19 protein-coding genes are annotated in these 24,970 nt (G+C 55.4%); 10 read left to right on the top strand and 9 right to left on the bottom strand.

The genetic code is table 11. The features are described 5' to 3' along the window. Positions 1–631 precede the first annotated feature (631 nt). The 3 genes from CA54_RS01445 (at position 632) to CA54_RS01435 (ending at position 6,689) form a co-directional block, all read left to right on the top strand. On the top strand, positions 632–3,058 hold the full coding sequence (locus tag CA54_RS01445) for a DNA gyrase/topoisomerase IV subunit A (protein WP_146369098.1): 2,427 nt from the start codon (positions 632–634) through the stop codon (positions 3,056–3,058). Positions 3,059–3,172: 114 nt separating this feature from the next. After that, complete coding sequence (locus tag CA54_RS01440; protein ID WP_146369097.1) at positions 3,173–5,095, top strand: DNA gyrase/topoisomerase IV subunit B; 1,923 nt, start codon at positions 3,173–3,175, stop codon at positions 5,093–5,095. A 202-nt stretch (positions 5,096–5,297) separates the two neighbouring features. After that, complete coding sequence (locus tag CA54_RS01435; protein WP_146369096.1) at positions 5,298–6,689, top strand: arylsulfatase; 1,392 nt, start codon at positions 5,298–5,300, stop codon at positions 6,687–6,689. A gap of 197 nt (positions 6,690–6,886) precedes the next feature. On the opposite strand, the gene CA54_RS01430 is transcribed toward CA54_RS01435, so the two are convergent. The 3 genes from CA54_RS01430 to CA54_RS01420 form a co-directional block, all read right to left on the bottom strand. Next, entirely contained in the window at positions 6,887–7,282 is a 396-nt protein-coding gene (locus CA54_RS01430; RefSeq protein WP_146369095.1) for a hypothetical protein, read from the bottom strand. Between the two features lie 188 nt (positions 7,283–7,470). Next, a complete protein-coding gene (locus tag CA54_RS01425) occupies positions 7,471–8,526 on the bottom strand; it encodes a D-cysteine desulfhydrase family protein (protein WP_146369094.1) in 1,056 nt (351 codons plus the stop codon). 288 nt (positions 8,527–8,814) lie between these two features. Continuing rightward, complete coding sequence (locus tag CA54_RS01420; RefSeq protein WP_146369093.1) at positions 8,815–10,008, bottom strand: amidohydrolase family protein; 1,194 nt, start codon at positions 10,006–10,008, stop codon at positions 8,815–8,817. Between the two features lie 191 nt (positions 10,009–10,199). Between CA54_RS01420 and CA54_RS01415 the strand changes: the two genes are divergently transcribed. The 5 genes from CA54_RS01415 to CA54_RS01395 all read left to right on the top strand — a co-directional run bounded on the left by CA54_RS01415 (position 10,200) and on the right by CA54_RS01395 (position 15,004). Further along, on the top strand, positions 10,200–11,153 hold the full coding sequence (locus tag CA54_RS01415) for a sugar phosphate isomerase/epimerase family protein (protein WP_197532117.1): 954 nt from the start codon (positions 10,200–10,202) through the stop codon (positions 11,151–11,153). A 73-nt stretch (positions 11,154–11,226) separates the two neighbouring features. Next, complete coding sequence (locus tag CA54_RS01410; RefSeq protein WP_231962928.1) at positions 11,227–12,330, top strand: sialidase family protein; 1,104 nt, start codon at positions 11,227–11,229, stop codon at positions 12,328–12,330. Positions 12,331–12,488: 158 nt separating this feature from the next. Beyond that, positions 12,489–13,121, top strand: a complete 633-nt coding sequence (locus CA54_RS01405; protein WP_146369091.1) for an SMI1/KNR4 family protein — start codon at positions 12,489–12,491, stop codon at positions 13,119–13,121. Positions 13,122–13,164: 43 nt separating this feature from the next. Next, positions 13,165–14,181 (top strand): hypothetical protein, encoded by a 1,017-nt coding sequence (locus CA54_RS01400; protein WP_146369090.1) that lies wholly within the window; start codon positions 13,165–13,167, stop codon positions 14,179–14,181. 31 nt (positions 14,182–14,212) lie between these two features. Beyond that, the gene (locus CA54_RS01395) at positions 14,213–15,004 is read left to right on the top strand and encodes a sugar phosphate isomerase/epimerase family protein (RefSeq protein ID WP_146369089.1); all 792 of its coding nucleotides are present in this window, start codon (positions 14,213–14,215) and stop codon (positions 15,002–15,004) included. 141 nt (positions 15,005–15,145) lie between these two features. Here the strand turns inward: CA54_RS01395 and CA54_RS01390 are convergent, their stop codons facing one another. From CA54_RS01390 to CA54_RS01375, 5 genes are all read right to left on the bottom strand, one after another. Beyond that, positions 15,146–16,768 carry a sulfatase family protein gene (locus CA54_RS01390; protein WP_197532116.1) on the bottom strand — a complete coding sequence of 541 codons (1,623 nt, stop codon included), beginning with the start codon at positions 16,766–16,768 and terminating at the stop codon, positions 15,146–15,148. Between the two features lie 56 nt (positions 16,769–16,824). After that, on the bottom strand, positions 16,825–17,601 hold the full coding sequence (locus CA54_RS01385) for an enoyl-CoA hydratase (protein WP_197532115.1): 777 nt from the start codon (positions 17,599–17,601) through the stop codon (positions 16,825–16,827). 196 nt (positions 17,602–17,797) lie between these two features. After that, the gene (locus CA54_RS29075) at positions 17,798–17,965 is read right to left on the bottom strand and encodes a hypothetical protein (protein ID WP_197532584.1); all 168 of its coding nucleotides are present in this window, start codon (positions 17,963–17,965) and stop codon (positions 17,798–17,800) included. Next, the gene (locus tag CA54_RS01380; protein ID WP_146369087.1) at positions 17,946–18,788 is read right to left on the bottom strand and encodes a hypothetical protein; all 843 of its coding nucleotides are present in this window, start codon (positions 18,786–18,788) and stop codon (positions 17,946–17,948) included. Before CA54_RS01380 ends, CA54_RS29075 begins: the two co-directional genes overlap by 20 nt. Positions 18,789–19,000: 212 nt before the next feature. Next, entirely contained in the window at positions 19,001–19,549 is a 549-nt protein-coding gene (locus CA54_RS01375) for a hypothetical protein (RefSeq protein ID WP_146369086.1), read from the bottom strand. 771 nt (positions 19,550–20,320) lie between these two features. Here CA54_RS01375 and CA54_RS01370 point away from each other — a divergent pair. Further along, positions 20,321–21,094: an STAS domain-containing protein gene (locus CA54_RS01370; RefSeq protein WP_146369085.1), complete on the top strand. Its 774-nt coding sequence runs from the start codon at positions 20,321–20,323 to the stop codon at positions 21,092–21,094. A gap of 295 nt (positions 21,095–21,389) precedes the next feature. Beyond that, positions 21,390–22,634: a GspE/PulE family protein gene (locus CA54_RS01365; RefSeq protein WP_146369084.1), complete on the top strand. Its 1,245-nt coding sequence runs from the start codon at positions 21,390–21,392 to the stop codon at positions 22,632–22,634. A gap of 722 nt (positions 22,635–23,356) precedes the next feature. Here the strand turns inward: CA54_RS01365 and argH are convergent. Next, positions 23,357–24,736, bottom strand: coding sequence for an argininosuccinate lyase (argH, locus tag CA54_RS01360; protein ID WP_146369083.1), 1,380 nt, complete (start codon positions 24,734–24,736; stop codon positions 23,357–23,359). Between the last annotated feature and the right edge of the window lie 234 nt (positions 24,737–24,970).

Below are 24,970 nucleotides of genomic sequence, written 5' to 3'. Positions count from 1 at the left end.
GTTTCCCTCCTTGGGATCAGTCTGCCATTTTTGGATTCGCGCCGGGTGCGCGGTTCCGGAATGAGTTCTCGGCAACCTCACCTCCGGCGAGGCCGTTTCAAATCTGCCGTTTTGTATCTTGGGTCGGTGCTCAACCGCACGAATCCATTCGTGATCCGGCTGAAAAAAAATCTCATCAATCGGCGCATCGCCTTGCGGCGGAATGGAGCCAATCAGTACAGAAATTCGGCTCATAATGACTACCGCAATTAGTCATTCCTTCCGCTCAGTTCGTATTCCGAGCATTTTTCCGAATTCTCATGCTGGTAAGGCCTTACGACTGCCGTCGCTTGTGGAAATACCGTCATGAGGACTACAATCCGAGCAATCGCGTGGAGTGAAAAAGTCGCTAAAATCGATACAGTCACGTTCGTGGAAAAGTAACGATTATTACGGTTGCATCAATCGCTGGAGTTGCCACAATTGGCGCCGCGGCATCGGCCCTGCATTCCGGCAGTGGTGCAAACACAGCGCAGGGAGGCCTCCGTCATATCGCCGCAGTGTCCGGCAGCACAGATGCGGTTGCCTTCGCTAACTTTGACAGACAACACGACAACTGGCAGTGGCAACACTGTGGCATACGGAGAAGACATTGGCCCCGAAACGTAACCCGAAACGCAAGCAGAGCAAAAAGGCCGTCGCCGCGAAAAGCAAAGGCGGCAATTCCAACGGCACCAACGGCAGTAACGGTGCAGATCGAATTGAGTACGTTTCCATCAGCCAGGAAACCCGTCGGCGCTACCTCAACTACGCCATGTCGGTCATCACCGCCCGCGCTCTGCCTGACATCCGTGACGGCCTCAAACCGGTCCAGCGACGCATCTTATATGTCATGTTCGACGGATTGCGGCTGACCTTCGATGCCAAGCACCGTAAGTGTTCCAAAATCTGCGGCGATACCACGGGAAACTTCCATCCCCACGGCGATGTGGCCGTCTACGAAGCGCTCTGCCGTATGGCCCAGGACTTTTCCTTACGCAAGCCGCTCATTGACGGTCAGGGCAACTTTGGCTCGATGATGGGACTTCCCGCCGCCGCCTCGCGGTACACCGAGGCGCGATTGACCACGATTGCTGCTGAGTTGATGAGCGAATTGCGGTACCAAACGGTCGACATGCGGCCGACCTATGACGCGGTCACTGAGGAACCGGTCGTGCTCCCCGCGCGATATCCCAATCTGCTCGTCAATGGCGCGCACGGGATTGCCGTGGGCATGATGACCAATATCCCACCGCACAACCTGGGTGAGGTCGTGTCCGCCTGTATTTACATGATCGACCACTCAAACGTCACCGTTGCCCAACTACTGAGATACATCAAAGGCCCCGATTTTCCGCTGGGAGGCCGGTTGATCACCGATCGTCGTTCGATGCGCAAAGTGTATGAAGAAGGCCGAGGATCACTCAAGGTCCGTGGGGAATGGAAGCCGGACCGCCAAGGACGCAAAACCCTTTCCAACCAGTTGGTGATTTATTCCATGCCGTACAGCGTGGAGTCGGGCAACCTCGTCAATGAGATCGGCTCGGTGGTGCAAAATCGCAAACTGCCGCAGTTGCTGGATGTGAATGATGAAACTAGCGACGACAACGGATTGCGGATTGTCCTGGAACTTAAACCGGGCGCCGATCCCGAAGCGGTGATGGCCTATCTCTACAAACACACGTCGCTGGAACAAAATTTCAATTTCAATTCTACCTCGCTCATCCCCGACGGGCATGGCCTCACGGTGCCGGCGCGGTTGAATCTTGTTGAAATGTTGCAGCACTTTCTCGACTTTCGTTTCACCACCGTCCGTCGCCGTTTCGAATATGTGCTTGAGCAACTCCGCAAACGAATTCACATCCTCGAAGGTTTTGAAATCGTCTTCAAAGGCCTCGACAAAGCCCTGAAGATCATCCGCAAAAGTCAAGGTAAACAGGATGCCGCCCAGAAATTGATGCGGGTATTTCCGTTGGATGAAATCCAAACCGACGCAATTCTCGTCATGCAGTTGTACAAAATCTCCACGCTGGAGATTGACAATATCCTCGAAGAACTCGCCGAAAAACGCGCCGAGGCGAGTCGTATCGAGCGGATTCTTAAATCCGACAAACGACTATGGGGCGTCGTCAAAAACGAATTGAAGGAACTGGCTGACAAGTACCCCGATAAGCGGCGGACCAGTATCGGATCGACCGACGAAATCGCCGAGTTTGATCCCGAAGCCTACATCGTCCGCGAAAACGCCAACGTCGTCGTTACGCAAGATGGCTGGATCAAACGGGTCGGTCGCATGGCGAAAGTCGAAAGCACGCGCGTGCGTGAAGGGGACGCGGTGCTAAACGTGGTTCCCGGCAGTACGTTGGATCAGATGATTTTCTTTTCGACCGAAGGGGTCGCCTATACGATGCGGATTGATGGCATCCCCGCTTCGGCCGGTTACGGCGATCCGCTGGGCAAGCACTTTCGCTTAGGGGACGGCGCCAAAATCGTTGCCGCCATGTCCACCGATGTGCGATTTGTTCCCGAAGACAAAAAGAAACGCGGCCAAGCCACACCCACGCCGTATCTGCTTGTTGCCACGGCGCGGGGCCAAGTGATGCGGATTTCGCTCAGCACATTTCGCGCAATTTCAACGAAAGCCGGTCGCAAGTTTTGCCGACTCAGCAAAGGGGACAAAGTCGTCTTCGTCGAGTTGGCTACTGAGGCGGAAACAATGTTTCTGGCAACGAAGTCCGCCCGCATTCTGCATTTCCCGATCGATGAAGTTCCGATCCTCGGCGGCCCGGGCAAAGGGGTTCGCGGCATCAAACTCCAAGACGACGACGAAGTACTCGGCGGCGTGCAGCTGATCGCAGCCCGAGATTGCTTGCGGGTAAAAAATGAACATGACAAGCTGTTAACGTTTGGCCAAATGAAATACAACGTCACCTCCCGCGGGGGCAAAGGGGTCAAAACCAGCCACCGCACCGATTTCGTCGAAATCATCCGTCCTCATATCGAACTCGTCGATTGGACAGCCATGGAAGAAACTGAATAATCACATTGGTAGCTCAGGCAGCCGTCTGACGAAGTTCACTACTCAAGGTTTGCATCCAATAACTCGCAATTCATGCAAAGCATGACCTACTTTAGACTCTCTTCATAATAAACTATGGCGACCGCGACACCGAAATCGAAATACACAGCCAAGAACATTGAGGTCCTAGAAGGACTCGAAGCGGTCCGCCGCCGTCCCTCGATGTACATTGGCGGCGTCGACAATCGCGGCTTGCATCACCTGCTGTGGGAAATCGTTGACAATGCGGTCGACGAATACCTCGCCGGCGAAGCAGATCGTTGTACCGTCACGCTGCACAAAGATGGTGAGTCGCTCACCATTCAGGACAATGGCCGCGGGATTCCGGTAGATAAACATCCCAAAACCAAAAAACCCGCGCTGGAATTGATCCTCACCACGCTACACTCTGGCGGAAAGTTTTCCGACAAAAACTACGCGCGGAGCGGCGGTCTGCATGGCGTTGGTTCCTCGGTCGTTAATGCTCTGGCCAGCGAAATGGTCGCCACGATTCATCGCGACGGACACGAATGGGTGCAACGCTATAAGCGAGGCAAACCGACAACTCCGGTCAAAAAAACCAAGCGATTTCGCGGTCACGGAACGACGATTTATTTCCGCCCAGATGTCGACATCTTTAAGCGTGTGCACTTCAATTCCACAGAGATCTTTCAACATCTGGAGGACATCTCCTATCTACACGCCGGATTGAAGATCGTTTTTCATGACGAGACCAAGGGCGAAAAACACGAATTCTCTCATCCCGACGGCATCGGGGCCTATGTCGACAAATTGATTGTCGATGGCGAAAAGAAATCGATTCACGAGGCGAAGTTTCAAGCAGAAAAAGACGACAAAAAATGCCGCATTGAGGTCGCCCTCAAATGGACGCAGAGCACTGATGAGCAGATCCGCAGCTACGTCAACGGCATCCGCACCCATGGCGGCGGGACGCATGAAAGCGGCTTCCGTAGCGGCATCGTCAAAGCCGTTCGCAATTATATGGACGTGCACAAAATCAAACCCAAGGGGATTTCACTGACCGCCGACGACATCCGCGAAGGCTGCGTCGGCATCCTGTCGGTCTTCCATCCCGATCCCATGTTTCAGGGGCAAACGAAGGAAAAACTCAATAACCCTGAAATGACCGCCCAGGCCGAGGGACTCGTTCGCCCGGCACTGGAAAGCTGGCTCAACAGCAATCCCACCGTCGCCGAAGAAGTCGTCGCCCGCATGGTCCTGTCCGCTCGCGCGCGGATGGCCAGTCGCGACGCCGCTTCCGATGTCCGTCGTAAATCGCCCGCGAACAAACGCGCCAATCTGCCCGGCAAACTTTTTGATTGTCGCACCAACAAACCGAGCGAATCCGAATTGTTCATCGTCGAAGGCGATTCGGCCGGCGGCAGCGCAGCTATGGGCCGAAACAGCAAAACGCAAGCCGTCCTGCCGCTGAGGGGCAAGGTACTCAATACCGAATCGATTTCCTCAGCCAAGGCCATGAACAGCCAAGCCATCAACGATCTCGTCGAAACGCTTGGCACTGGGATCGGCGACAAATTCGACCTGCACAAACTCCGCTACAACCGCGTGATTTTGTTAATGGACGCCGACAGCGACGGTCACCACATCAGCACGCTGCTATTGGCGTTCTTCTTCCGCCACATGCGAGATTTGATCCGCAGCGAACACCTCTTCATCGCACAACCTCCGTTGTACAGAATCGAATCAGGCAAACAGACGTTCTACGCCGCTGACGATCCGCACAAGGAAGAGATCCTCGCCGCGCTGCCGGAAAACCGCAACCCGGTCATCAGCCGCTTCAAAGGTCTGGGCGAGATGACCGCCAAGCAATTGCAAGAAACCACGCTCGATCCCAAAACCCGCACGCTATTGCGGGTCGACATCGAAGCCCCTTTGGAAGCCGACAAAACCTTCCAACAACTCCTCGGCAAAGACCCTGCACCCCGCTACGAAGCGATCATGCAAGATGCCAGCTTGGTGGATGAACTGGACGTATAAAGGAAAACGTTACAGCCAGCGCGCATTTTGTCGCCAAATCTATTATGCTGTAGGTTTTCGTCCTCATCCAAAAAAGCCGTGCGCCAAAACGCATAGCCGCCAAGAAAAACCGCAGTTCATTGCCTTTCTTCTTCTTTGCGCCTCCGCGTCTCTGCGCGAGATCTTTTTTAGTTTTACAAACACTCCCAGTAGGTGATCTCCCATGCCCCCACGCATCACCACCGTTTTCGTATTGGCCATCCTCTTCTGCGCGGCAACTAACCTTCCCGCCGCTGATCCGCCAGCGAAACCGAATATCGTTTTCATCATGGCCGACGATCTCGGCTACGGCGACTTGGGGTGTTACGGGCAAAAGCGAATCCAGACGCCGCACTTAGATGGCATGGCGCGCGAAGGGACGCGGTTTTTGCAGGCCTATGCCGGGTCGACGGTCTGCGCGCCGTCGCGGTGTTGTTTGATGACTGGTGTACACAACGGGCATGCGCGGATTCGTGACAATATTCCGCACGGCACGTTCTTACACGACGACGATGTCACATTGGCCGAAGTCCTCAAACCGGCCGGGTATCGCACCGCGGCCATCGGCAAGTGGAGCCTTGGCGTGCACGGTTCCGAAGGAAAACCCAACGATCAAGGTTTCGACGATTGGTTCGGACACCTCGATCAGGACCAGGCGCATTTTTACTATCCGCACTACCTGTGGAATAACGATCGCATCAAATTGCTGCGCGGCAATCGTGCCGAAAAGCGGGGTAAGTATACGCACGACCTGTTCACCAAGCGCGCATTGCAGTTCATTGAACAATCCGGTGACAAACCCTTTTTTCTATATTTGGCCTACACCTTGCCGCACTGGTCCGACTTTCCCGGCAACACGCCCGAATCGCTCATCGTCCCCAGCGACGCGCCTTATACCAATCGCTCCTGGCCGCAGGTTGAAAAGAACTACGCCGCCATGATCACACGCATGGATCGTGACGTAGGCGCCATTTTAGCATTGCTCAAAAAGCAGGGCCTCGATGACAACACGATTGTGTTTTTCACCAGTGACAATGGCCCCTGCGCGACAGCCAGCCAATCGCATCGCCCGAAGTACTTCAACAGCCGCGGTCCCTTTCAAGGACAAAAACGCGACCTCTACGAAGCGGGCATCCGTGTGCCGATGATCGTCCGTTGGCCGGGACACGTCCCCGCCGGACGCGAAAGCGATCAAGTCTGGGCCTTCTGGGATGTGATGCCGACCTTGGCGGAATTGGCGGGAGTCCCCGCTCCGGAATCCACGGATGGCATCTCCATGGCACCGGCAATATTAGGAAAGCCGCAAACTCAACAACACGATTTTCTTTATTGGGATTACGGACATTCACGCGGCAATTTTATGCAGGCGGTCCGCATGGGGGATTGGAAGGGCATCCGCAACGGCATCGATGCGGACATCGAGCTGTATGACTTAGCTGTGGATCCCGGTGAAAAGCAAAACGTCGCCACGGAGCACACGTCGATTGTCAAAAAAATCGACCGGGCGATGCAGGATTCCTTCGTCGAAACCCCCGCATACCCAATCGTCCATCCCCAAGACCGGAAAGGCCGCTGATGAGAATATTAGGTGCAAGTCGCTGGCATGGCGAATGACGTTATTGCTGACGATCTTCCGGGGCTTCAGCTGCGCATATAATTACCCTGATTAGAAAAAAAGACTCTCGCAGAGGCGCAAAGTCGCAAAGAAAAAGAGAGGCATTCGCAGACACATCTTGGCGACTTTTCGTGAGGCCTTTTACGATGCGTTGGCAATCATTCACCGCCAACATCGAAAACGTTAACACGGCGTTTCTCGTCTCCCTCTTTCCAATCAGGCGGAAACACGTCTAGGTGGGTATCGCTGCCGACTTGCTTTTCTTTTAGAAATGGAATGAGCCGTTGGATGACGTCCTCCGCTGATGCGGAGTCCACTTCTAAATCAATATTCCAGCCGGTGTCGCCCGCCCCTCCGCCTGAGACCATACCGTCGTCGCCCAGAAAATCCTGTAAATCCTCCTCTAACTCATACCGATCAACAGGCGCAGGCGACTTCGAGTAGATGTAAATTGAAGTCGTCTCTCCACCGACTTGTGAATTCAAGCTGTCATCGGGTGCGCAGCCGACCATCAATGCTGCAAACAAAATTGTGCATAAAGACCAAGTTTTCACGGTGGATTTCGCCTCAAGCACTTTGGGGTGTTTAACATTCTAACAGAAACAATAATTGTAGTTGCCGTTCAAATACTACCGTTCGTGTTTCGTATTTTCAAATTTCGACCAGTGTTGTTCGATGGTCGTTTCCTGTCTGTCAGCAATGATGTCGAGGCTCCGTGGATCTTGCCTTCCCGGTGGGGTCATTATTCCAGCTCGCGCGGTCCAATGCCTTGCATGATTTCGTCATTCAGCGAAAACAGCGCCGGGGTGCCGCCGGTGTGGACGAACACCACGTTTTGATCCGCTGTGAATCGGCCTTGGCGGATGTGGTCGATCAGGCCGGACATCGCTTTGCTGCTGTAAATCGGGTCGAGCAAAATGGCTTCTTCGCGGGCCATGAGTGAAATCGCTTCCAATCCGGCTGGTGAAGAGGTCCCGTAACCCGTCGGGCCGATGTACTCTTCGGACAGATCGATGTCATTTGATTCCACATCGATCGAAACGCCGATCAATTCGCCCGCTTCACGAGCAATCCGCGCCATATCGGCCCGCGTGTCCCAGGGCCACACGATTGGGGCACAATGCGTGATGGGTAAATTCAAACCCAAAGCTTTGCTCCCCGCCACCAAGCCGGCGCCCGTTGATCCGGCGGAACACAGGTAGACCGCATCGGGCGTGAACGATTGCGCGGCGGACTGTTCGGCGATCTCGATCATCGCGGTCACATAACCAATCGCCGCCAATGGCTTGACGACTTTGCGGTCCCAGGAATACACCGTCCGTCCCGCTGCTGCGTATTCGCGGCTGCGGTGCATGATATGTTCGTCGACATCGGGACCGATCGCGCCCTCAATAATTTCGACCTTCGCGCCGACCAGATAATCGAGCAACAAATTACCTTGAATCGGATCAGGCCCGTTCGCCGGACGACCACGACCCAGTACCAGATGAATATCAATGCCCGCCTTCGCGCAGGCGGCAGCGGTTTGACGGCAGTTATTGCTGTGGATGCCCGCCCCCCAGACGAAGATGTCCGCCTGTTTTTGAATTGCATCGCCCAGAATCAATTCATTGTGCCGCGTCTTATTTCCGCCAAACGTCAAGCCGGTGCAGTCGTCCCGCTTGATATAAATCTGCGGCCCGCCCAACAGCTTGGATAGTTTCGGCAGATGCTCCAGCGGCGTGGGAGTATGGGCCAACGGAAAATGCGGCAATTTCGCAACAGCAGCACGGAGTTCATCGGGGGTCAATCGTGGCATAGCAGTTCTGTTTTCGCAGTTTTCATAATTAAGCAGGTATCACGCGGAATCACAGGAGCCGTACTATTACCATGCGCAGGCCAGTTTTTCGACCGGTAACAGAAATTTCAGTCATCCCCCAAAACCGTCAAACAGAATACAGTCAAACAGAATTCCCTGCAAAAACACCGAAACCCCGAAGGGGTGAGACATCCTAGCCCAGGGTAAGCGGCAAAGCCGCGCCACCCTGGGAACGCGTGTCACCGTGGAGCGAACCCTGAAGGGGTTCCACTTTGGATGTGAGGAGAATTAACGCGCGATCCAATCCCCGGCGCACATCGTGGCGGTGATTTCGGTTTCCGGAGCAAACAATTCACCCGCCGCCCCATTCAAAGCCACAACAGCCATGTCGGCAGATTTCCCTGGCCGCAACGTGCCGATTTCGCCATCTAGTCCTAAGGCCCGCGCCCCGTTGTTGGTCCCCAGCGTTAACAACTCCGCCGGATCGACATCGGGAAACGTCCGTCGCAAAAATTGTAGTTCCCGCCACAGGTTCAAATCGGGATTCGATCCGCGGCTGTCGGTGCCGATCGCCACAGAGACACCCGCCTGCAGTAGACGTCGCCAGGGATGGGGTTCGTGAGCGAAATAAGCGTGCGTGCGGGGGCAGTAGACGACCGTGATGTTGGGATGCTCCGCCAGGAATGCGATTTCTTCCTCATCCAGATAATTACCGTGAATCGCCAACGCATACTCGGCATCCGCCAGTGGGCGGAGGTAATCCATTGGGCGCGATCCAGTCGGGATTGCCGTCGGATCCCAGACGCCGAATTCGCGGAGCATCTCCACAAACTCGCCGCTGCCGGAACTGAGCAATTCCAACTCCGCCCGCGTTTCCGCAAGGTGCACCGCCAAGGGGCATTGATGTTCCACGGCCAGTTGAACGAGCGCAGCGTACAACGCCGGACGCACGCTGTAGGGCGCATGGGGACTGAGACCGTAAATCAGCCGGTCCTGTTGTGGCTGCTGCAAATGTTCACGAGCGAGCGTCAATTGCGGATCGTGTTGCGCAGCCGCCAGTCCTAGGATTTCTTGAAACACCACGACGCGGGCAGCGGGCGGGAAAAACTCCGCAGCCTTCCAACCGGGCGAGGCAATTTCACCCAGCAGGGTCGTGCCGGTTCGTTCCGCTTCACGCTTGCCTGTGGCAACGGCACTTGTCGACGCATCGCGGCTGCGCCGATTGGCGACCAAAACGCGAATCCAATCCGTAAAGGGCAATGCCGGCCCAATCGGCTGCGTCAGGTCGCTGAACTCCAAATGCGTATGCGCATTGACCAACCCCGGCACGATCGCCACATCACCCAGGTCTTGCGCTGCGCTGTCGGTGCGGTCATGCACAGCGGCAATTCGCCCCGCCTCGATTTCAATCACTCCACGCTCCAGCGGCGGCCCGTCCCCGGGAAACACCCACCGCGCGCGATATGTCTGTCGCTGATTCATGTACCAAATGTAATCCAAACCAAGCCAGGATACCAAGCACCTCCCTCAAGCCTGTCCCCTCACGCCTCAGGACGAACCCCCGCCCTGTCTTGGACAGCCGCGGCTTTTACGTCATAATCAAACTGTTATCCGGCGGCGGCTGTCGTCTACGGTCCGCGTTCTTCAATGCCAACCACAAGGCTACAAAAATCATGTCGCAACCCAACCGACGAACCTTTCTCCACCAAACCGCACGTACTGGGTTGGCTCTGGCGGCCGGGGCGACCGTCTTGGGACAGTCTCGTTCAGCTGTAGCAGCGGAGGCGAAGACCGGAAATCCGCTCGCCGTATTCAGCAAAAGTTTCCAGGACCGCCCGATTCCTGAAGTTTGCCGCATATTCAAAGAGATCGGCGCCGATGGTTTGGACCTGACCGTCCGGCCCGGTGGGCATATCGCTCCCGAAAACGTCGCCGAAGAATTGCCAGCAGCTGTCCAAGCGGCCCAGGATGCCGGTTTGAAGGTTTATTTTCTAACAACCGCCATCACCGAGCCAAACGCGACCGCGGAAAAGCTCTTGGCGACCGCTAGTGATTTGGGGATCGACCGCATCAAATTGGGCTACTACAAATACAAAAAATTTGGTGCAATGGCTCAGGAGATGGATGCAGTCAAAAAACAATTGGCCGCTGTCATCAAATTGGCCAAACCGTATGGCGTGCTCCCCTGCGTGCACATCCACTCAGGAAAATCAATCCCCTCGCACGGCACGCATCTGTACGAATTGATCAAAGACTTTTCCCCCGAAGACATCGGCGCCTATGTCGACCCGCAGCACATGACCAAAGAAGGGGGTATCGACGGTTGGCGGCAAGGCTTGGATTTACTCGGCCCCTGGATTGCCCTCTCCTCGATGAAGAACTTTGCCTGGGAAAAAACCGACCGAGACAAATACGGCCAACAACATTGGCAAACAATCAACGTCCCCGTCGCCGACGGCGTCTGCCCGGTTCCCAAATTCATCGAAGCTCTGCATACGCTGGGATACCACGGCGTGATTTCGATGCACAGCGAATACAAAGGCCGGCACAGTTTCCAAAATCTAGATACCGACGGCTGCATCGCCCAGACGGCCAAGGACATTCAATTCGTACGGCAGTTTGTCTGAAGCGTCCAAGTCCCAAACCGACGGCTCTGCCGTCGCAATCGACTACCGCTTGGCAATGCAATGGAGCAAACTCATGAAGCGGTTTCTATACACCGTGTTGACGCTACTCTCGCTTTCCACGTTCGTTGGTGCCGATGAACCGCTCGGTCCTGCGGAAGACGCGCAGGGGAAGGATGCGGGTGACGTCATCCACACCATCTTCGAGGGCCAGTCTCCCGACAAACTTGTCTGCGACACCACGCTCCGCGCGATGCCGGACGGGTCGTGGGTCATGGTGATGCTCGGTGGAGGAGACAAGGAACCGTCGCCGCGAAACCGGATCTTTCTCACCCGGAGTCTGGACCAGGGGCGAACTTGGTCGGAGATGCAGCCGATTGATTTTGGTGTCAAGAAAAATGATCCCAACCGCGCTTTGGTCCCCACTGAATTGATGGTGCACGGCGAACGCTGCACCCTGTTTTTTACAACGCATGACGGCCGTTTCGGTGAGGCGCGGACATGGCAGGCACACAGCAACGACTCTTGTCGCACTTGGTCGGCAATGACCCCCGTGCCCGATCCGTTGCATAAAGCTAGTTTCATACGGAATCACATTGTGACCCGCGACGGACGCATCATGCTGCCGTTTCAGTTTTATGTCGGAGAACGATTCCCGCACAATCCGCGCAACGGCGTGATGATCAGCGAGGACGATGGCAAAACTTGGTCCGTCCACGGATGGATTAGGCTGACCGACAATGACAAATACCGAGGCTGGGCCGAAAACAACATCGTCGAGTTGGCCGACGGTACGATTTCGATGCTGATTCGCGCCGACAAATTGGGGGGCGTCTTGTATCGCACCGACTCGCACGACGGGGGCAAGACCTGGCCCGATTTCGCCACAAAGACCGACATCCCCAATCCCGGTTCCAAAGCCACCTTGTATCCTCTCGGCGGCAACCGTGTGGCGATCTTGCACAATCCCAATCCCAAGCAGCGCAATCCCCTGTCATTGTGGATCAGCGACGACGGTATGAAAACTTGGCCGTATCGCCGTGTCCTGGTCGACTCTCCCGGCCGCTTAAATTATCCCGATGGATTCGTCAGCCCCGACAAAGAGTATTTGCATTTCGCATTTGACGACAACCGTCACCGCGCGGTGTATGTCGGTGCCAAGCTACCGGCTGCGGATTAGCGGCACTGTAACGCAGGGCATCTATGTATTTCACACAACTCCCGCTGCTAGTGATTGCAACAGCGGCTGATGAACCACTCCGTTTGGCAGAGGAAATGGTCGCTATCAATGCCGATGAAGCAAGGATGTGAGCCATTTGAATTTGGGGACTCTTTGTCATGCAGTGGTTTCATCGCACAATCGAACTGTTGACAAAACATTTTGACAATGTGCGTTTACGTACGCCGATCACGGAGGACGAGATTATTGGTTTACAATTCCAACGCAGTACGGCAGCGGAGGAATTAAAGTATTTTTACACCCAAACGAACGGACTCGCCGTTGGACTCCATGATAGTGTAGTCGGGCTGATTTTCGAATTTGAAGAATCCCAGAAATTACTCTCTCTGATTTCACATAGGGATGGTGCGTATCAGCTACTGCCGGTTCGGGGCGACGGATGCGGTGATTACGACTGCTTAGTGATTGGGGGAGGCATCGCTGAGGGGGCTGTCGTTTTCTATGATCATGAAGTCAATGAAGCTCCCTCGCATTTGTTAGCGGGCTCGTTCGCATCCTACTTTCAGTTGTGGGCCGATTATCTCACCACGAAATATCAAGCTAATGGAGAAATTGACCAACGGTATGTCGCTCCTAAGCTTGAAGCATGGCCTTGGCTGGGAGAACCTCAGCGGAGGCATCCTTGGCCATTTGATGAGGCGTGGCTCAAGGTGAATGATGAAAAAGCGGCAATACTTCTCGAAGACGCTGCCACACGGTCCTGGCTGAACAGACAGAATGATTTGACGTGATGACGTACATAATTCATCGACAACGTATTATGAGGCAGGGCTGATGATGGAAAAACTTTGCGGCTCGCTGATTGTGTCGTTTCTAATCACAGCGGCCTCTGCCGACGACCGTCTCGGCCCGGCTGAAGAAACCATCGACATCCAATCCGGCAACCTCACCGTCCAATTCCGCGACAATTCCGCCTCGCCCAAGATCCTCAGCGGCGTGCAGTCGCTGTTCAATCAGCGCGATGCACTGGGGTACGATGCCTATGATCCCGATGGACGTGGCGCCTCGGCGGGGCTCAATTTTGAGCACATCATTTCCGGACACCAAACGCCCCACAACAAATTCACGCCGCGGCATGGGCGCTTCACACTGCACCGGCTGCTGGATCAGAATTCCGTGCAACTAGTGCGCCGCGCCGAAGACAGCCCTTGGAAGGTGAGTAGCACCCTGACCTATAAGGTCACCGCGCCACATTACATCGACTTCGAATTTTGCTGCCGGTTCCAAGACGCGGAGCTTTTTGGTGAGCGGGAGTGGGCGTTGTTTTTCTTTGCGAATTACATGAACGACGTTGCTGCCGTTCCGCTGCATTTTCGCGGCATTAAGCAGCCCGGCGACGAGGAAACCTGGATCGCCGGCGACGCACCAGCCGGTCCGGCCGATTGGAACACGGGAGGCACCTATCGGCACGTCGACGCTGCCCCGCTGAAGTATGACGACGACGTGAAATTTCGGCTCAATAGCTGGAGCTACAACGCACCGCGGTTCACCAAACCGTTTTATTACGGCCGGGCAGCACGCGACATGACGTTGATCCTCATGTTCGACAAGGCGCACACGCCGGTCGACGAGATGCGGTTAAGCCTGTTCAAATTCAAACTCTCCCAACATCCCCGCCCCGCTTGGGATTTTCAGTACGTCGTGCACCGCGTGGAAGAAAATCGCGAATACGGCTTTCGTGGGCGGCTGGTCTGGAAAAGGTTTGTCAGTCCCGCTGATTGCCTTGAGGAATACCAAACCTGGGCGAAGAACTTGCCAGCCCTCCCACCCGCCAACGAGCCGTCCAGTTGATTCTTCACGGCTTGAAGATTAAAAACACCACATGCCAACTTTAAAGAAAGCGGTGACCGCCGCCTGTTTGAATCTCCCCGTCCGGGAAACCTTGATCGCCGCCTCCGAAATGGGGGCTGAGGGAGTGCAGTTCGATGTACGGACCGAATTGCGTCCGTCCGATCTGTCGCACACCGGCCGCCGGCAGTTTTCGAAATTCCTCTCCGAAATGAATCTGGAACTGCCCTCGCTCCGCTTTTCTAGTCGCCGCGCGTTTTACAATGCCAACGACCTGGAACGCCGCATCGCGGCCACCAAAGCGGCGATGGACTTCGCCTATCAACTTGGCGCCAAGATCCTCACACTCCGTATCGGACGCATCCCGACCGATGCCGAATCGCCCGACTATTTGATTCTGCGGGAGGTGCTCAACGGCATCGCCCGTTATGGAAATCATGTCGGTGTCGCCGCCGCAATCACGCCCAGCGGCGATAATCCGGCCGATTTGGCGCGGCTGTTGGGAGATATCACCAAAGGCCCCTTGGGTCTCGATTTCGATCCCGCCGGGTTTCTGATGTCCGGCCACGACCCGTTGCCCATGCTTCGCGAATTACATCAATGGATCTTCCATGTCCAAGCCCGCGATGGACTGCAAGACGCCTCAGGCAGCGGATTGGAAGTGGCGTTAGGCCGCGGCGAGATCGATTGGCTGGAATTCGTCGCCACGCTCGATGAAATCGCCTATCGCGGCTGGCTGATCGTCACCCGCACCCAAGGTGAAGACCGCGCAGGCGACGCCGAACGAGCCCTAAAATACCTCCGCAACATCGACGCCCCCCAATAAGCCGGTTGCGTCCCCATGAGATTCGGTTCAATTCCCATTTTGTGCGGCCCCACACGGTCAAGTTTTTTTAAATCCGTGTTAATCCGTGTTAATCCGTGGCTAAAAAACTTGCCCAGATGATAGCGGCCCCGGCGTGATAATCTATTTCGGGCGGCGTTCTTCCACCCAATCTTGTTGTGGAACGCGTTCCGGATGCTCTTTCGCCCAATCCGGTTTGGGGAACCAACGCAACTTGCTGTAGCGGCGATATGTTTCCCAGATGTCGCCGCCGTCACTTGCCGTGACCCGCGCGTCGCCGGTCTGTTTGAGGTAATCCATCAGCCGCGCCGAAAGCTGTTGTTGGACTTCAGCAAAACGTGGATCCCCAGCCAGATTGTTCAGACAGCCGGGATCGGTGCGAATGTCGAATAGTTCCTCTGCCGGCCGTTTGTCGACTGCTAGATGGAAGAAGCGCGAGATTTTGGGATCGTCACGGTGCTCGATCAGAAAATCGAGAGCGGGGCAGGCGTCGATGTCGTGGTATCCGCCGTGTTCCGGACCCAGATCGTCGTTCGTCACCGCGGCCCCTTTGGCGTACTGTCCATGTCCAAATTTTCGCGGCGCACCGGCCGGCCAACGTTCGGGGCGAAAATTGCGAATGTACAAATAATCAGCCGTGCGGATGCAACGTTGCGGATAGCCCAGCGAATTGTATCGCGACGACGAATGCCGTTCGCGACCCGAGAAGATCGCATTCCGCTGCGGCTCAACGACGCCGCTTGCATCGGATTCCAATAACCCTAACAAACTCTTTCCCGAGAGCGGATATTTCTCCGGCGGTTTGACATCCGTTGCTGCGTAGATCGTGGCAGTGACGTCGATCAAATTGACCAGATCATTCACAACTCGGTCGCCGGGGATTTTTGCCGGCCAAGCGATCGCCAATGGCATGTGAATCCCGTATTCATAGGCGTTTGCTTTGGCAGCCGGGAAGGCCATCCCATTGTCGCTGGTGACGATCACCAACGTATTCTCCAATTCGCCCGCCTCTTCGAGCAGGTCCAACATGCGTCCCAGGTGCTGATCGAACCATTGGATTTCGTAGCAATAGTCCAACAAGTCGTCGCGGATTTCCGGCGTGTCGGGCAGAAAAGGCGGAACGACCACCTTGTCTGGATCCAGCCCATTGCGACGGCCAATTCCCTTCTCAAAAACCCGGTGCGGCTCCGAGCCCCCATACCAAAAACTAAACGGCTGATCTTTTGGACGCTCAGCCAGAAAATCAGCAAAGTTGGCTGCGTAGTCGGTGGCACGAATGCCGGGCGGGGTCTTCGCAGTCCGCTTAGAATACTGCGGCCCCGCGGGATTTCTCGTCCGCCCATCAGCCTCCCAATTGCCCGGTCCCCAGCCCTTGCCGGTGAACCCGACAAAATAGCCCGACTCCTCCAACTGGTCCTGGAAGCCGACGTATTTCGCTGGAAACGAACTGGCGTGCGTCCCGGCATGCTCCAATTGCCAGATATTTCGGCCAGTCAGAAAGGCCGCCCGCATTGGACTGCAGCCTGGCGCTGGGGAAAACGCATTGTGAAACAAAACCCCCTCCCGCGCGACACGGTCGAAATTGGGGGTCTGGATCGCCTGATATCCATATGCCGACGCGTGCGGATAGGACTGATCGTCCGAAACAGCAATCAACACATTCGGTCGTCGCTCGGCAGCGGCAAGGCTTGCCGTGAATGTGGTCGCTAAGATCAGACATCCAGCCATGCGAAAAAAAACGACCATGGTCAGCTCACATCAAACACGAGAATGGACAAAGAGGGGCGAGCGAAACGCGCGGGTTATTCAAAACTTGAAAAGTCGGGCGGACGACGTTCGAAAAATGCGGTCATCGCTTCCCGGGCTTCGGGTGATTTTAGCCGCTGAGCAAACGCTCCCATTTCCGCCTGCATTGTTGTTGCGACCGTCGGAGTTGCGAACTGTTTCATCAGTCGCTTCGTCTCCCGCAGCGCCGAAGGCGGCAGCGCTGCCAACTCTTGGCAGCATTCGACGGCAGCGTCGAGCACTTCGCCGTCGGGCAACACGCGGTTCACTAGGCCATACGCACACGCCGTTTCCGCCGAGAACGGCTTGCCAAGCAACAACAACTCCGCCGCCCGCTGATGACCGATCAATTGCGGCAGTAGATAACTGGAAGCCGCTTCGGGACAGAGTCCCAGATTCACGAACGGCAATTGCAACGTCGCGCCCGACCCGGCAAACACCAGATCGCAATGCAACAACATCGTGGTGCCAATACCAATCGCCGGTCCCGTTACAGCTGCGACCAACGGTTTGGTGGCGGTACTGATCGCCTGCAGGAATTGCGCAACCGGACTGTCCGCCTCCGCGGGGGGCGAGCCTAAAAAGTCCTTAAGGTCGTTGCCGGCGGTAAAACATTCCGCGGCTCCGTGGATGAGTATCGCCCGCACTGTCGGATCCGCTTCGGCTTGTCCGATGCCTGCAGCGAGTAATCCATACATCTCGACAGTGATCGCGTTTTTCTTTTCTGCGCGATTCAAGCCGAGTCGCACGACGCCTTCGTTGTTGGTGACGATAACCGGTGGTTGTTGATTCACGTTCCGTTTCCCTCTTTCCCGAATTGAAAGCTTCCGCAAACAAGTATGCACATTGCTCGACGGTGTGGGAAGTGACTGACGGAATCTGTTGCGACTCAAATGTGGTCGCGCAACTGTCATCGCGCAGCACTCATTGCGCAAAAAAGAACGCCGTTCGCGGGGAACGGCGTTCTTCAAGTGTCTCGACGTCAGTCGGTTACGGCGATGTGAATCCGTAGGCATCCAATTCGACCCACAAGAATCCAATCCCGGTGATTAATGCGGCGACAGATACGAACAACAAGGCGACGTAAATGTCCGCCTCGGGCGGGGGGCCTTGGGGCTTTTTCTTCGTGCGGCGACTGCTAGAGCTTCGTGGTGACATTGTCCCCCTCCTGAATCAGTCCGATTTTGGCAGTCGACAGCACTTCCGCGACAGCCATATCAGTCGATGTTTCTACAATTCTTAGTTCACCGAGGTATTTGCCGCCTCGATAGACGGTTAAAGTGTGTCCCTTGATCAAGCCATCGTCCGAGCCGATGTTCACTTCCACTAGGTCAACAGTGCCGCGACGATTTTTCTTTACGCGTCGCACACGACCATCAACATCTTGCGGGGGAGCTTGTGCAATCGGTCCCGGTGTGTCCGACAGGCCGGCCCGGCGTAACGCCGATTTGAGTTGAGCGATGTCACGCAATTGACCTTTCAGCGTTTCATTCAGCAGAGTCGTTTTCTCCTTCTCGGCCGTGAGCTCGACTTCCAGACGTAACCGTTCCTTCAGTTCTTCATGGCGTGAATCGGTAATCTGCTTGTTTTCTTTTCGCAGCGTGACCGCTTCGTTGGTCCGGTTTTCGGCGTGCTTCAGTGCGATCCGTGTTTGCTCCTGGGCCACATTGGCGTGGTTTTCATGGTCGTTTTGACGGGATTTGTATTGATTATTTTCATTCGTCAAATTTTGGACTTCAGCGACAAGCGTGTCTCGCTCTTTTTCTAATTCCGCCGTCAGCTTTTCCGTTTCAGCATCTAACTGCTCAAAACGGTTCTGAAGCGCAGTCATTTGATTCGTCTTAGACTCCAATTTGGCTTGGGTAGCTGCGTTTTCCTGTTTCCAGTTCGTATGCGTCGCAAAGACCGCACCGGCGAACGCCATGAAACAGACGCTCAACACGACCTGCAACACGACTAACAGTTTTCCAACGAACGACATGGAGGTGGCTCCCTCGAAAGTTGCGCTGACTAAAATTGCATGAGATAACGGGTGAAGAGATTGGGATGGCCCCTTGGATCGTCAGCTCGTGACGAGGCCCCCCTTATACTAAACGTTTTCTTCACCTGGGGATTGCCGACACTGTCCGGCAAAGTCTGTTTTTTAAAGTCTGTTTCTTCTGAACTGTCGTCCCGCAGGACGCCACCGTACGGCTAATTGTTTTTCAGTCTCTCGTTTCGCCGTTGGGTGGATTTCAATAATTCTTTGGCTTGGATGACTCGGTCTGCAAGTCGTCGGTCTTCCTCACGGGCGATTTCAATTTGTGAACGAAGTTCTTTCAACTGATTTTGCATGCGGACCACTTCTTCGTGCCGGTCGGTCGTTTGATTTTTAATGTCGATCACCTTGTTGCCGGTGACCGTGGCTTCTTTGGTCGCCGCAATGACTTGCCCATTCAACTCTTCAACCGCTGCGACCAGTGCGGCTTCGCGTGCGATGATCGCGGCGGTATCTGCCTCACGTGTTGCTTTGGCATCTTTTAAGGCGGCTTCGGCGGCTTGGAACTCTTCCCGCAACTGACGCAATTCGTCTTCCTGGGCTTTGACCTTCTCCGCATAGGTCATCGTGCCGCGGTCGACCCGTTTTTCAGTAAGAAACGTCTTCCAATTCGTGCTGCCCAATGACGTCACGGCGGCAAAGCCCATGAATGCCACACTGGCAAACGCCAGAAAGACGACCAGGCTTTTCCCCAATTTTGTCATCAAAACGAACCTTTCCGAGCCTATAACCTTTTGTCGCCGACACACACCCGCGAAAAGGGGGCGCCAGTTTTTTAGTTCAAAACAATAGCTACGCTGATTGAACGGCAGATTTCACTGTTGAGACTTTCATTCGCACGCTCCGCCGTAATGCGAGAGACTTTTATTTACGGCCATGCGATTCAGTCTTTAGTATACGGATCGAAAAAAACGGATGTCAATCAGAAAAGCATATCTTACCGGATTCCCCCAAACGTCCCTGTACCTGTCTCCGCCATCCCGTGTGGCCGCCATAACCAACACGACCGGACCAACTTCGCCTTTCCTTCACAATTCCAACAGGCCCCACGCCCCTGTTTTGTGGCTGAATTTGTAGCGAAGTCGCGGGAAAACCATAATAATGCTTGGATATTTTGTGCCAACTCGTGCAAAATAGCGGGAAACACTTTGTCTGCGAGTCTCAACACTTCGCTGGCGCGTGGGGGGGACTCGTGTGCTAGCCTCGTTTTCACTCACATGACACGTAATCACTATCGGCACCGTTCAATCGCAGGCTGCACTTAGCTGACGAATGACGGGGAAGTTGTTATCCTGAACGGCCACAGGAACGCGTGGCTCGCGGAAATGGCATGATTGTCATTATCGACGAGTCTTCACACATCGATAAAGTCTGCGTTCGCTACGGGTTTGATTTGAAAGGCACTGCCACGGGCTACCCGGCCGGTCCAGGGCTGTCTTTTTGACCACTTCTTGAACAACCTCGGAGAGATCCACGTGTCGACCAGCGATGCCCCTTATACTCTCGAAAAAACACGAGGGTACGTTGTCCTGTGCCTCTTGCCTAAGCTGAACGAAGTCCAGTGGGGCGACGTTCAACAGGTCGGTAACGAAATTATTCCCGATTTGGATGCCCTGCGGTCCCCCGCACTCCTGGTCGACCTCTCGGCATTGGACTACATGGGTAGTTCAATGGTCGCGCTGCTCGTCAGGCTCTGGAAAGCCGTTCAAAAGAAAAACGGTAGAATGGTCGTCCAAAGCGAACAGAAAATGGTCACGGAGGTCTTGAGCATCGCCGGACTCAATTCTCTATGGGACGTCGTCCCCACGCGCGATGAGGCCATCGGCGCCATGAAGCACGCGCCTCCGACTTCACAGAATGGACCTGCAGAAGCCTCTTGGACCGGACCAATCATCGCTCTGATTGCAGCAGTAGCCGCCGGTTGGGTTTGGTGGACCACACACTCCGGCGACCCTCTCTTCAACGACGCCAAACAATCGGTGTACGTGCTATTCGCGCTGGCGGCCGTTGCTGTTGTTATCAGCGGCTTGACGTTAGTCCGCAATGCCGGCGCTGCGCGGATTGTCGGCGGGCTAATTCTCCTCGTTGGCCTCGCAGTCAGCGTAGGTGGGTTCCAACAACTGTCTGCCGCAAATGCTGCTCCGCCCGTCGTAGATTCCGATGCTGCCGCCGCGGCGGATGCTACCGAGCAGACCCCCAAGCCACAATTAAGAATAGACCGACTCGACAGCGACAAAAAAGACAAGTGATCGTCGAATCGGTATGCCCCCCGCAGTCACATCCACCGGTCAACCAAGGGGTGCTGTCCGGCATGAATCACGCAGCCAATACGATGCGTTGTCTGGAACAAAGACGAGGAATTGCCCATTCTTGGCACGGATGCCATCAGCTACACGCGACGACTGGGGCACTGCCGAAATGATATTTATCAGCAGCGTACGTTTGTTTGCGGCGGAACTTCCAACAGCGTCCCGCCGTTTGATTTCAGCATCAATCGATAGATCCAGCAAAACCAATCATTCACGGTACTAGGGAGTTGCAACAATGGATTCCAAAAGTAAAGAACGCGACATTCGCCAAAAGGCCTTGCAGCAAGAATTAGGCGAGTTGGTGGATGTTGTCGGCCCCGGTCCATTGGTCGATTTGCTGCTCGAACGTGCCTTTCAACTCAACGCCACCGATGTCCACTTCGATCCCGACGAAAACGGAATCCGCATCCGGCTCCGCGTCGATGGCCTGTTGCACGCCATTTTGCACGTCCCTGCGGCCCAGGCCGCGCACATGATCTCACGCATCAAGTTGATGGGCGGCATGGATATCACCGAGAAACGTCTGCCGCAGGACGGCCACATTTCCAATCTGGTCATGGGCACCCAGCGCGATATCCGCGTCGCCTGTGGACCCACGAATTACGGCGAACGAGTCGTGATGCGTTTGATGCCCGGCGAACAGGCATTCCACCGCTTAGACGATCTCGGCTTCGATGATGCGCAACTCCCCATGCTCAAACGGTTCCTGAACATTCCTTACGGTATGATTCTCACGGTCGGCCCCGTCGGAGCGGGCAAGAGTACCACCATGTACGGTTGCCTCGACGAATTAAACGATCCCAGCAAGTCGATCTGCACAATCGAAGACCCGGTGGAACGCCGGATGGACGGTATCAATCAGACGCAGATCAATACACAAATCGATTTCACCTTCGCTCGCGCTCTACGAATGTTATTGCGGCAAGATCCCGACGTGCTCATGATCGGCGAAATTCGCGACCCCGAAACCGCGCAAATCGGTTCGCGCGCCGGACTGGCGGGAACATTGGTCCTCAGCACGCTCCACGCCAATGACACCACCTCCACGTTCGACGTGCTTCGTGGTTTCAATGTCCCACCGATGGTGATCGCCGATTCTGTGTATTGCGTCGTCACGCAACGTCTGCTGCGAAAAATCTGCCAAAACTGCAAGGTCGCCTACCAGCCTGACGAACCGCAATGCGAAATCCTGGGACTTGACCCAGCAGCCGCCGGTACGGTGGAAATCTTCAAAGGCACCGGCTGCGATACCTGTTTTGGCACCGGTTACCTCGGACGGACCGCCGTCTTCGAAGTCCTGGGCATGGATGCCGACCTCCGCCGCGCCGTCCTGCATCACAAACCACGACTCGACATTCTGCAAATCGCCAAAGAAAAGGGGATGGAAACCCTGGAAATGGCTGCGTCCCGCAAAGTCATCGCCGGACAAACCAGCTACGAAGAAATGAACCGCGTCCTCTCCGCCTTCCCCGGCGAATAAGCAAGGCGGCACAACCGCTTGGTGCGAGCTTCCGCTCGAAGGGCAGGGGCCCCGCTCCAATCCCCACTCCACCGGGCAACACACTCACTTGGTACAACGGCTACTGGAATTCCTGACCGACATCGATTCCTACACCCACTGCATGCTGGCCTTTTCAACCAAGTTGGTAATGTATGGTTTCATCGGCTTGCGCGGTCCGGTCGCATCGTGATGTAGGGTGAAACTACGTGCTTGCCAACGCAATTGACAAACCAAAATAAACACCTATGGCAAGACAAAATAACCATACGTAAGCCACATAGCGGCCCCAGCCGGCACCGTTAATAAGCCACAGAGTTGATGTGACTGAAATCAGTAGCCCGAACACCATCTCAAAGATTTCTTCAAAAGGGTGGCCCATTATCCCCGGTTGAGGTGGTGATTCCATTCGATAAACTGCACCAAAGACTGTTATGATCCCGAAAACTATATGAGCAATCGCGATACATGATCGGAAACTAGGAAAATGCAGACCCATCGTTGTACACACTCCTTTTGAAACCGGCACCAACACCGCGGGTGGCACGGATTGCTGACGGCAATCCGTGTGCCAAAGGCACAAGACGCAGCATTTCCAGCAGTCCGTGCCGATGAGGCTTCTCTTGCCAACGATTGAGGTAACTGCGGCTTCTTGCGGGCTACGCCCGCCCCGATTGCTGTGGCAATCGCGGCCACCCTGCATTTTACATTTTTAGCTCGTCTCGCCAATACTTGACGCGCTCCGCCACCGGTTCTTTGCCTCCGGAACCATAACTTTGGAAGGCGGCGATGGCGTTGGCTGTGCCGAGGACACTGTAGACGTCGTCGCTGATTTTGTCGCAGGCGTCTTGGAGTTCCGTCAGCGAAAGGTCGGCGAGTTTGCAGGATTTGGATTCGCACAGTGCGACCAGTTTGCCGACCGTTTCGTGGCCCGTCCGCATGGGGACGCCTTGTTTGATCAGGTACTCCATCAAGGTTGTCGCATCCAAGAAGCCCTCTTCGATGCGGGCGTTGATCGTGTCGCGCTGCAGTTCGGCTCCCTCAACAACGGCGGCTGCCAGTTCCAAACAGGCCGAGACGGTGTCGTGCGCGTCGAAGGCGGCCAGTTTGTCTTCCTGCAAGTCGCGGTTGTAGGCCATGGGCAGGCCTTTGATCAGTACCAGCAATTGCCCAACAGCGGCGATGGGGCGGGCCGATTTACCGCGGATCAGTTCCAACACATCGGGATTGCGTTTTTGCGGCATGATCGACGAACCAGTTGTGTACGCATCGGGCAGTTTGAGGAAACCAAACTCGGTCGTGAACCAAATGATCCACTCCTCGGCCCAGGTACTCAGGTGAGCGGCGATCAACGACAGGCAGAACGTGAACTCCACCAGAAAATCGCGGTCGCTGGAGACATCCAGACTATTGCCGGCCACAGCGGTAAAGCCCAGCAGGTCGGCCGTCATTTGGCGATCGATGGGAAGCGACGTCCCCGCCAAGGCCGCGGCACCGAGCGAGCAGACGTTCACGCGCTGCAGACAATCCTGCAATCGCGCGCGATCGCGGCTGAATTTATCGCAATAAGCCAGCCAATAATGCGCAGCTAAGACCGGCTGCGCGCGTTGCAGATGTGTGTAGGCGGGCAGCACCACATCGGCATCCCGCTCGCAGCGGGCGACGAAGGCGGACTGTAAATCGCGGAGTAGCCCGTCGATTTGCCCGATGGCGTCGCGGACGTACAGCCTCAAATCGGTGGAGACCTGATCGTTGCGGCTGCGGCCGGTGTGGAGTCGGCGTCCGATATCGCCCAGTTTTTCGGTGAGCGCCGACTCGACGTGCATGTGAATGTCTTCCAATTCCGTCCGGAATGGAAGTTGGCCGGCGGCGATTTGGCGGCCGATCTCGTCGAGCGTAGTGACGATTTGGTCCCGCTCGTCTTCGCTGATCAGACCGACGTGGGCCAGCATAGTCGCATGCGCTTGCGACCCCTGAATATCGTAGGGGGCCAATCTTGCATCGAAACTGATCGACTCGGTGAATTTTTCCACGCGCGGGTCGGTCGCTTGAGCAAACCGACCACCCCAGGCTTTTGCAGCCACGGAACTGACTCCTGTTGACGTTACTGATGAACAATCGCGGATTCGAAAAACCGCCTGACGCACTTTAGAGGCGAAGGAAACAGGAATCAACCACATCGCCGGTCAGGCCGTGATTGTGGGGGCAAATAACCAACGTTCTGGGATTTCCTTCTACGTAAGACGCAATGAACACAACTAGGTTCAGTTTGCATCACGTCCAATGCGGGAGCCGACCTGTGAGGGCTATGCCGGTTA

Source organism: Symmachiella macrocystis (assembly GCF_007860075.1).
In the GTDB taxonomy this organism is placed as follows: Bacteria; Planctomycetota; Planctomycetia; order Planctomycetales; family Planctomycetaceae; genus Symmachiella; species Symmachiella macrocystis.
The sequence above is the reverse complement of the archived record's forward strand: the minus strand, read 5'-3'. Positions and strand labels throughout refer to the sequence as shown.

Excerpts from the sequence above, each read along its gene's own strand:
- CA54_RS01440 (WP_146369097.1), top strand. The coding sequence starts at position 3,173 with ATGGCGACCGCGACACCGAAATCGAAATACACAGCCAAGAACATTGAG.
- CA54_RS01435 (WP_146369096.1), top strand. The coding sequence starts at position 5,298 with ATGCCCCCACGCATCACCACCGTTTTCGTATTGGCCATCCTCTTCTGC.
- CA54_RS01425 (WP_146369094.1), bottom strand. The coding sequence starts at position 8,526 with ATGCCACGATTGACCCCCGATGAACTCCGTGCTGCTGTTGCGAAATTG.
- CA54_RS01420 (WP_146369093.1), bottom strand. The coding sequence starts at position 10,008 with ATGAATCAGCGACAGACATATCGCGCGCGGTGGGTGTTTCCCGGGGAC.
- CA54_RS01415 (WP_197532117.1), top strand. The coding sequence starts at position 10,200 with ATGTCGCAACCCAACCGACGAACCTTTCTCCACCAAACCGCACGTACT.
- CA54_RS01410 (WP_231962928.1), top strand. The coding sequence starts at position 11,227 with ATGAAGCGGTTTCTATACACCGTGTTGACGCTACTCTCGCTTTCCACG.
- CA54_RS01405 (WP_146369091.1), top strand. The coding sequence starts at position 12,489 with ATGCAGTGGTTTCATCGCACAATCGAACTGTTGACAAAACATTTTGAC.
- CA54_RS01400 (WP_146369090.1), top strand. The coding sequence starts at position 13,165 with ATGATGGAAAAACTTTGCGGCTCGCTGATTGTGTCGTTTCTAATCACA.
- CA54_RS01395 (WP_146369089.1), top strand. The coding sequence starts at position 14,213 with ATGCCAACTTTAAAGAAAGCGGTGACCGCCGCCTGTTTGAATCTCCCC.
- CA54_RS01390 (WP_197532116.1), bottom strand. The coding sequence starts at position 16,768 with ATGGTCGTTTTTTTTCGCATGGCTGGATGTCTGATCTTAGCGACCACA.
- CA54_RS29075 (WP_197532584.1), bottom strand. The coding sequence starts at position 17,965 with ATGTCACCACGAAGCTCTAGCAGTCGCCGCACGAAGAAAAAGCCCCAA.
- CA54_RS01380 (WP_146369087.1), bottom strand. The coding sequence starts at position 18,788 with ATGTCGTTCGTTGGAAAACTGTTAGTCGTGTTGCAGGTCGTGTTGAGC.
- CA54_RS01375 (WP_146369086.1), bottom strand. The coding sequence starts at position 19,549 with ATGACAAAATTGGGGAAAAGCCTGGTCGTCTTTCTGGCGTTTGCCAGT.
- CA54_RS01365 (WP_146369084.1), top strand. The coding sequence starts at position 21,390 with ATGGATTCCAAAAGTAAAGAACGCGACATTCGCCAAAAGGCCTTGCAG.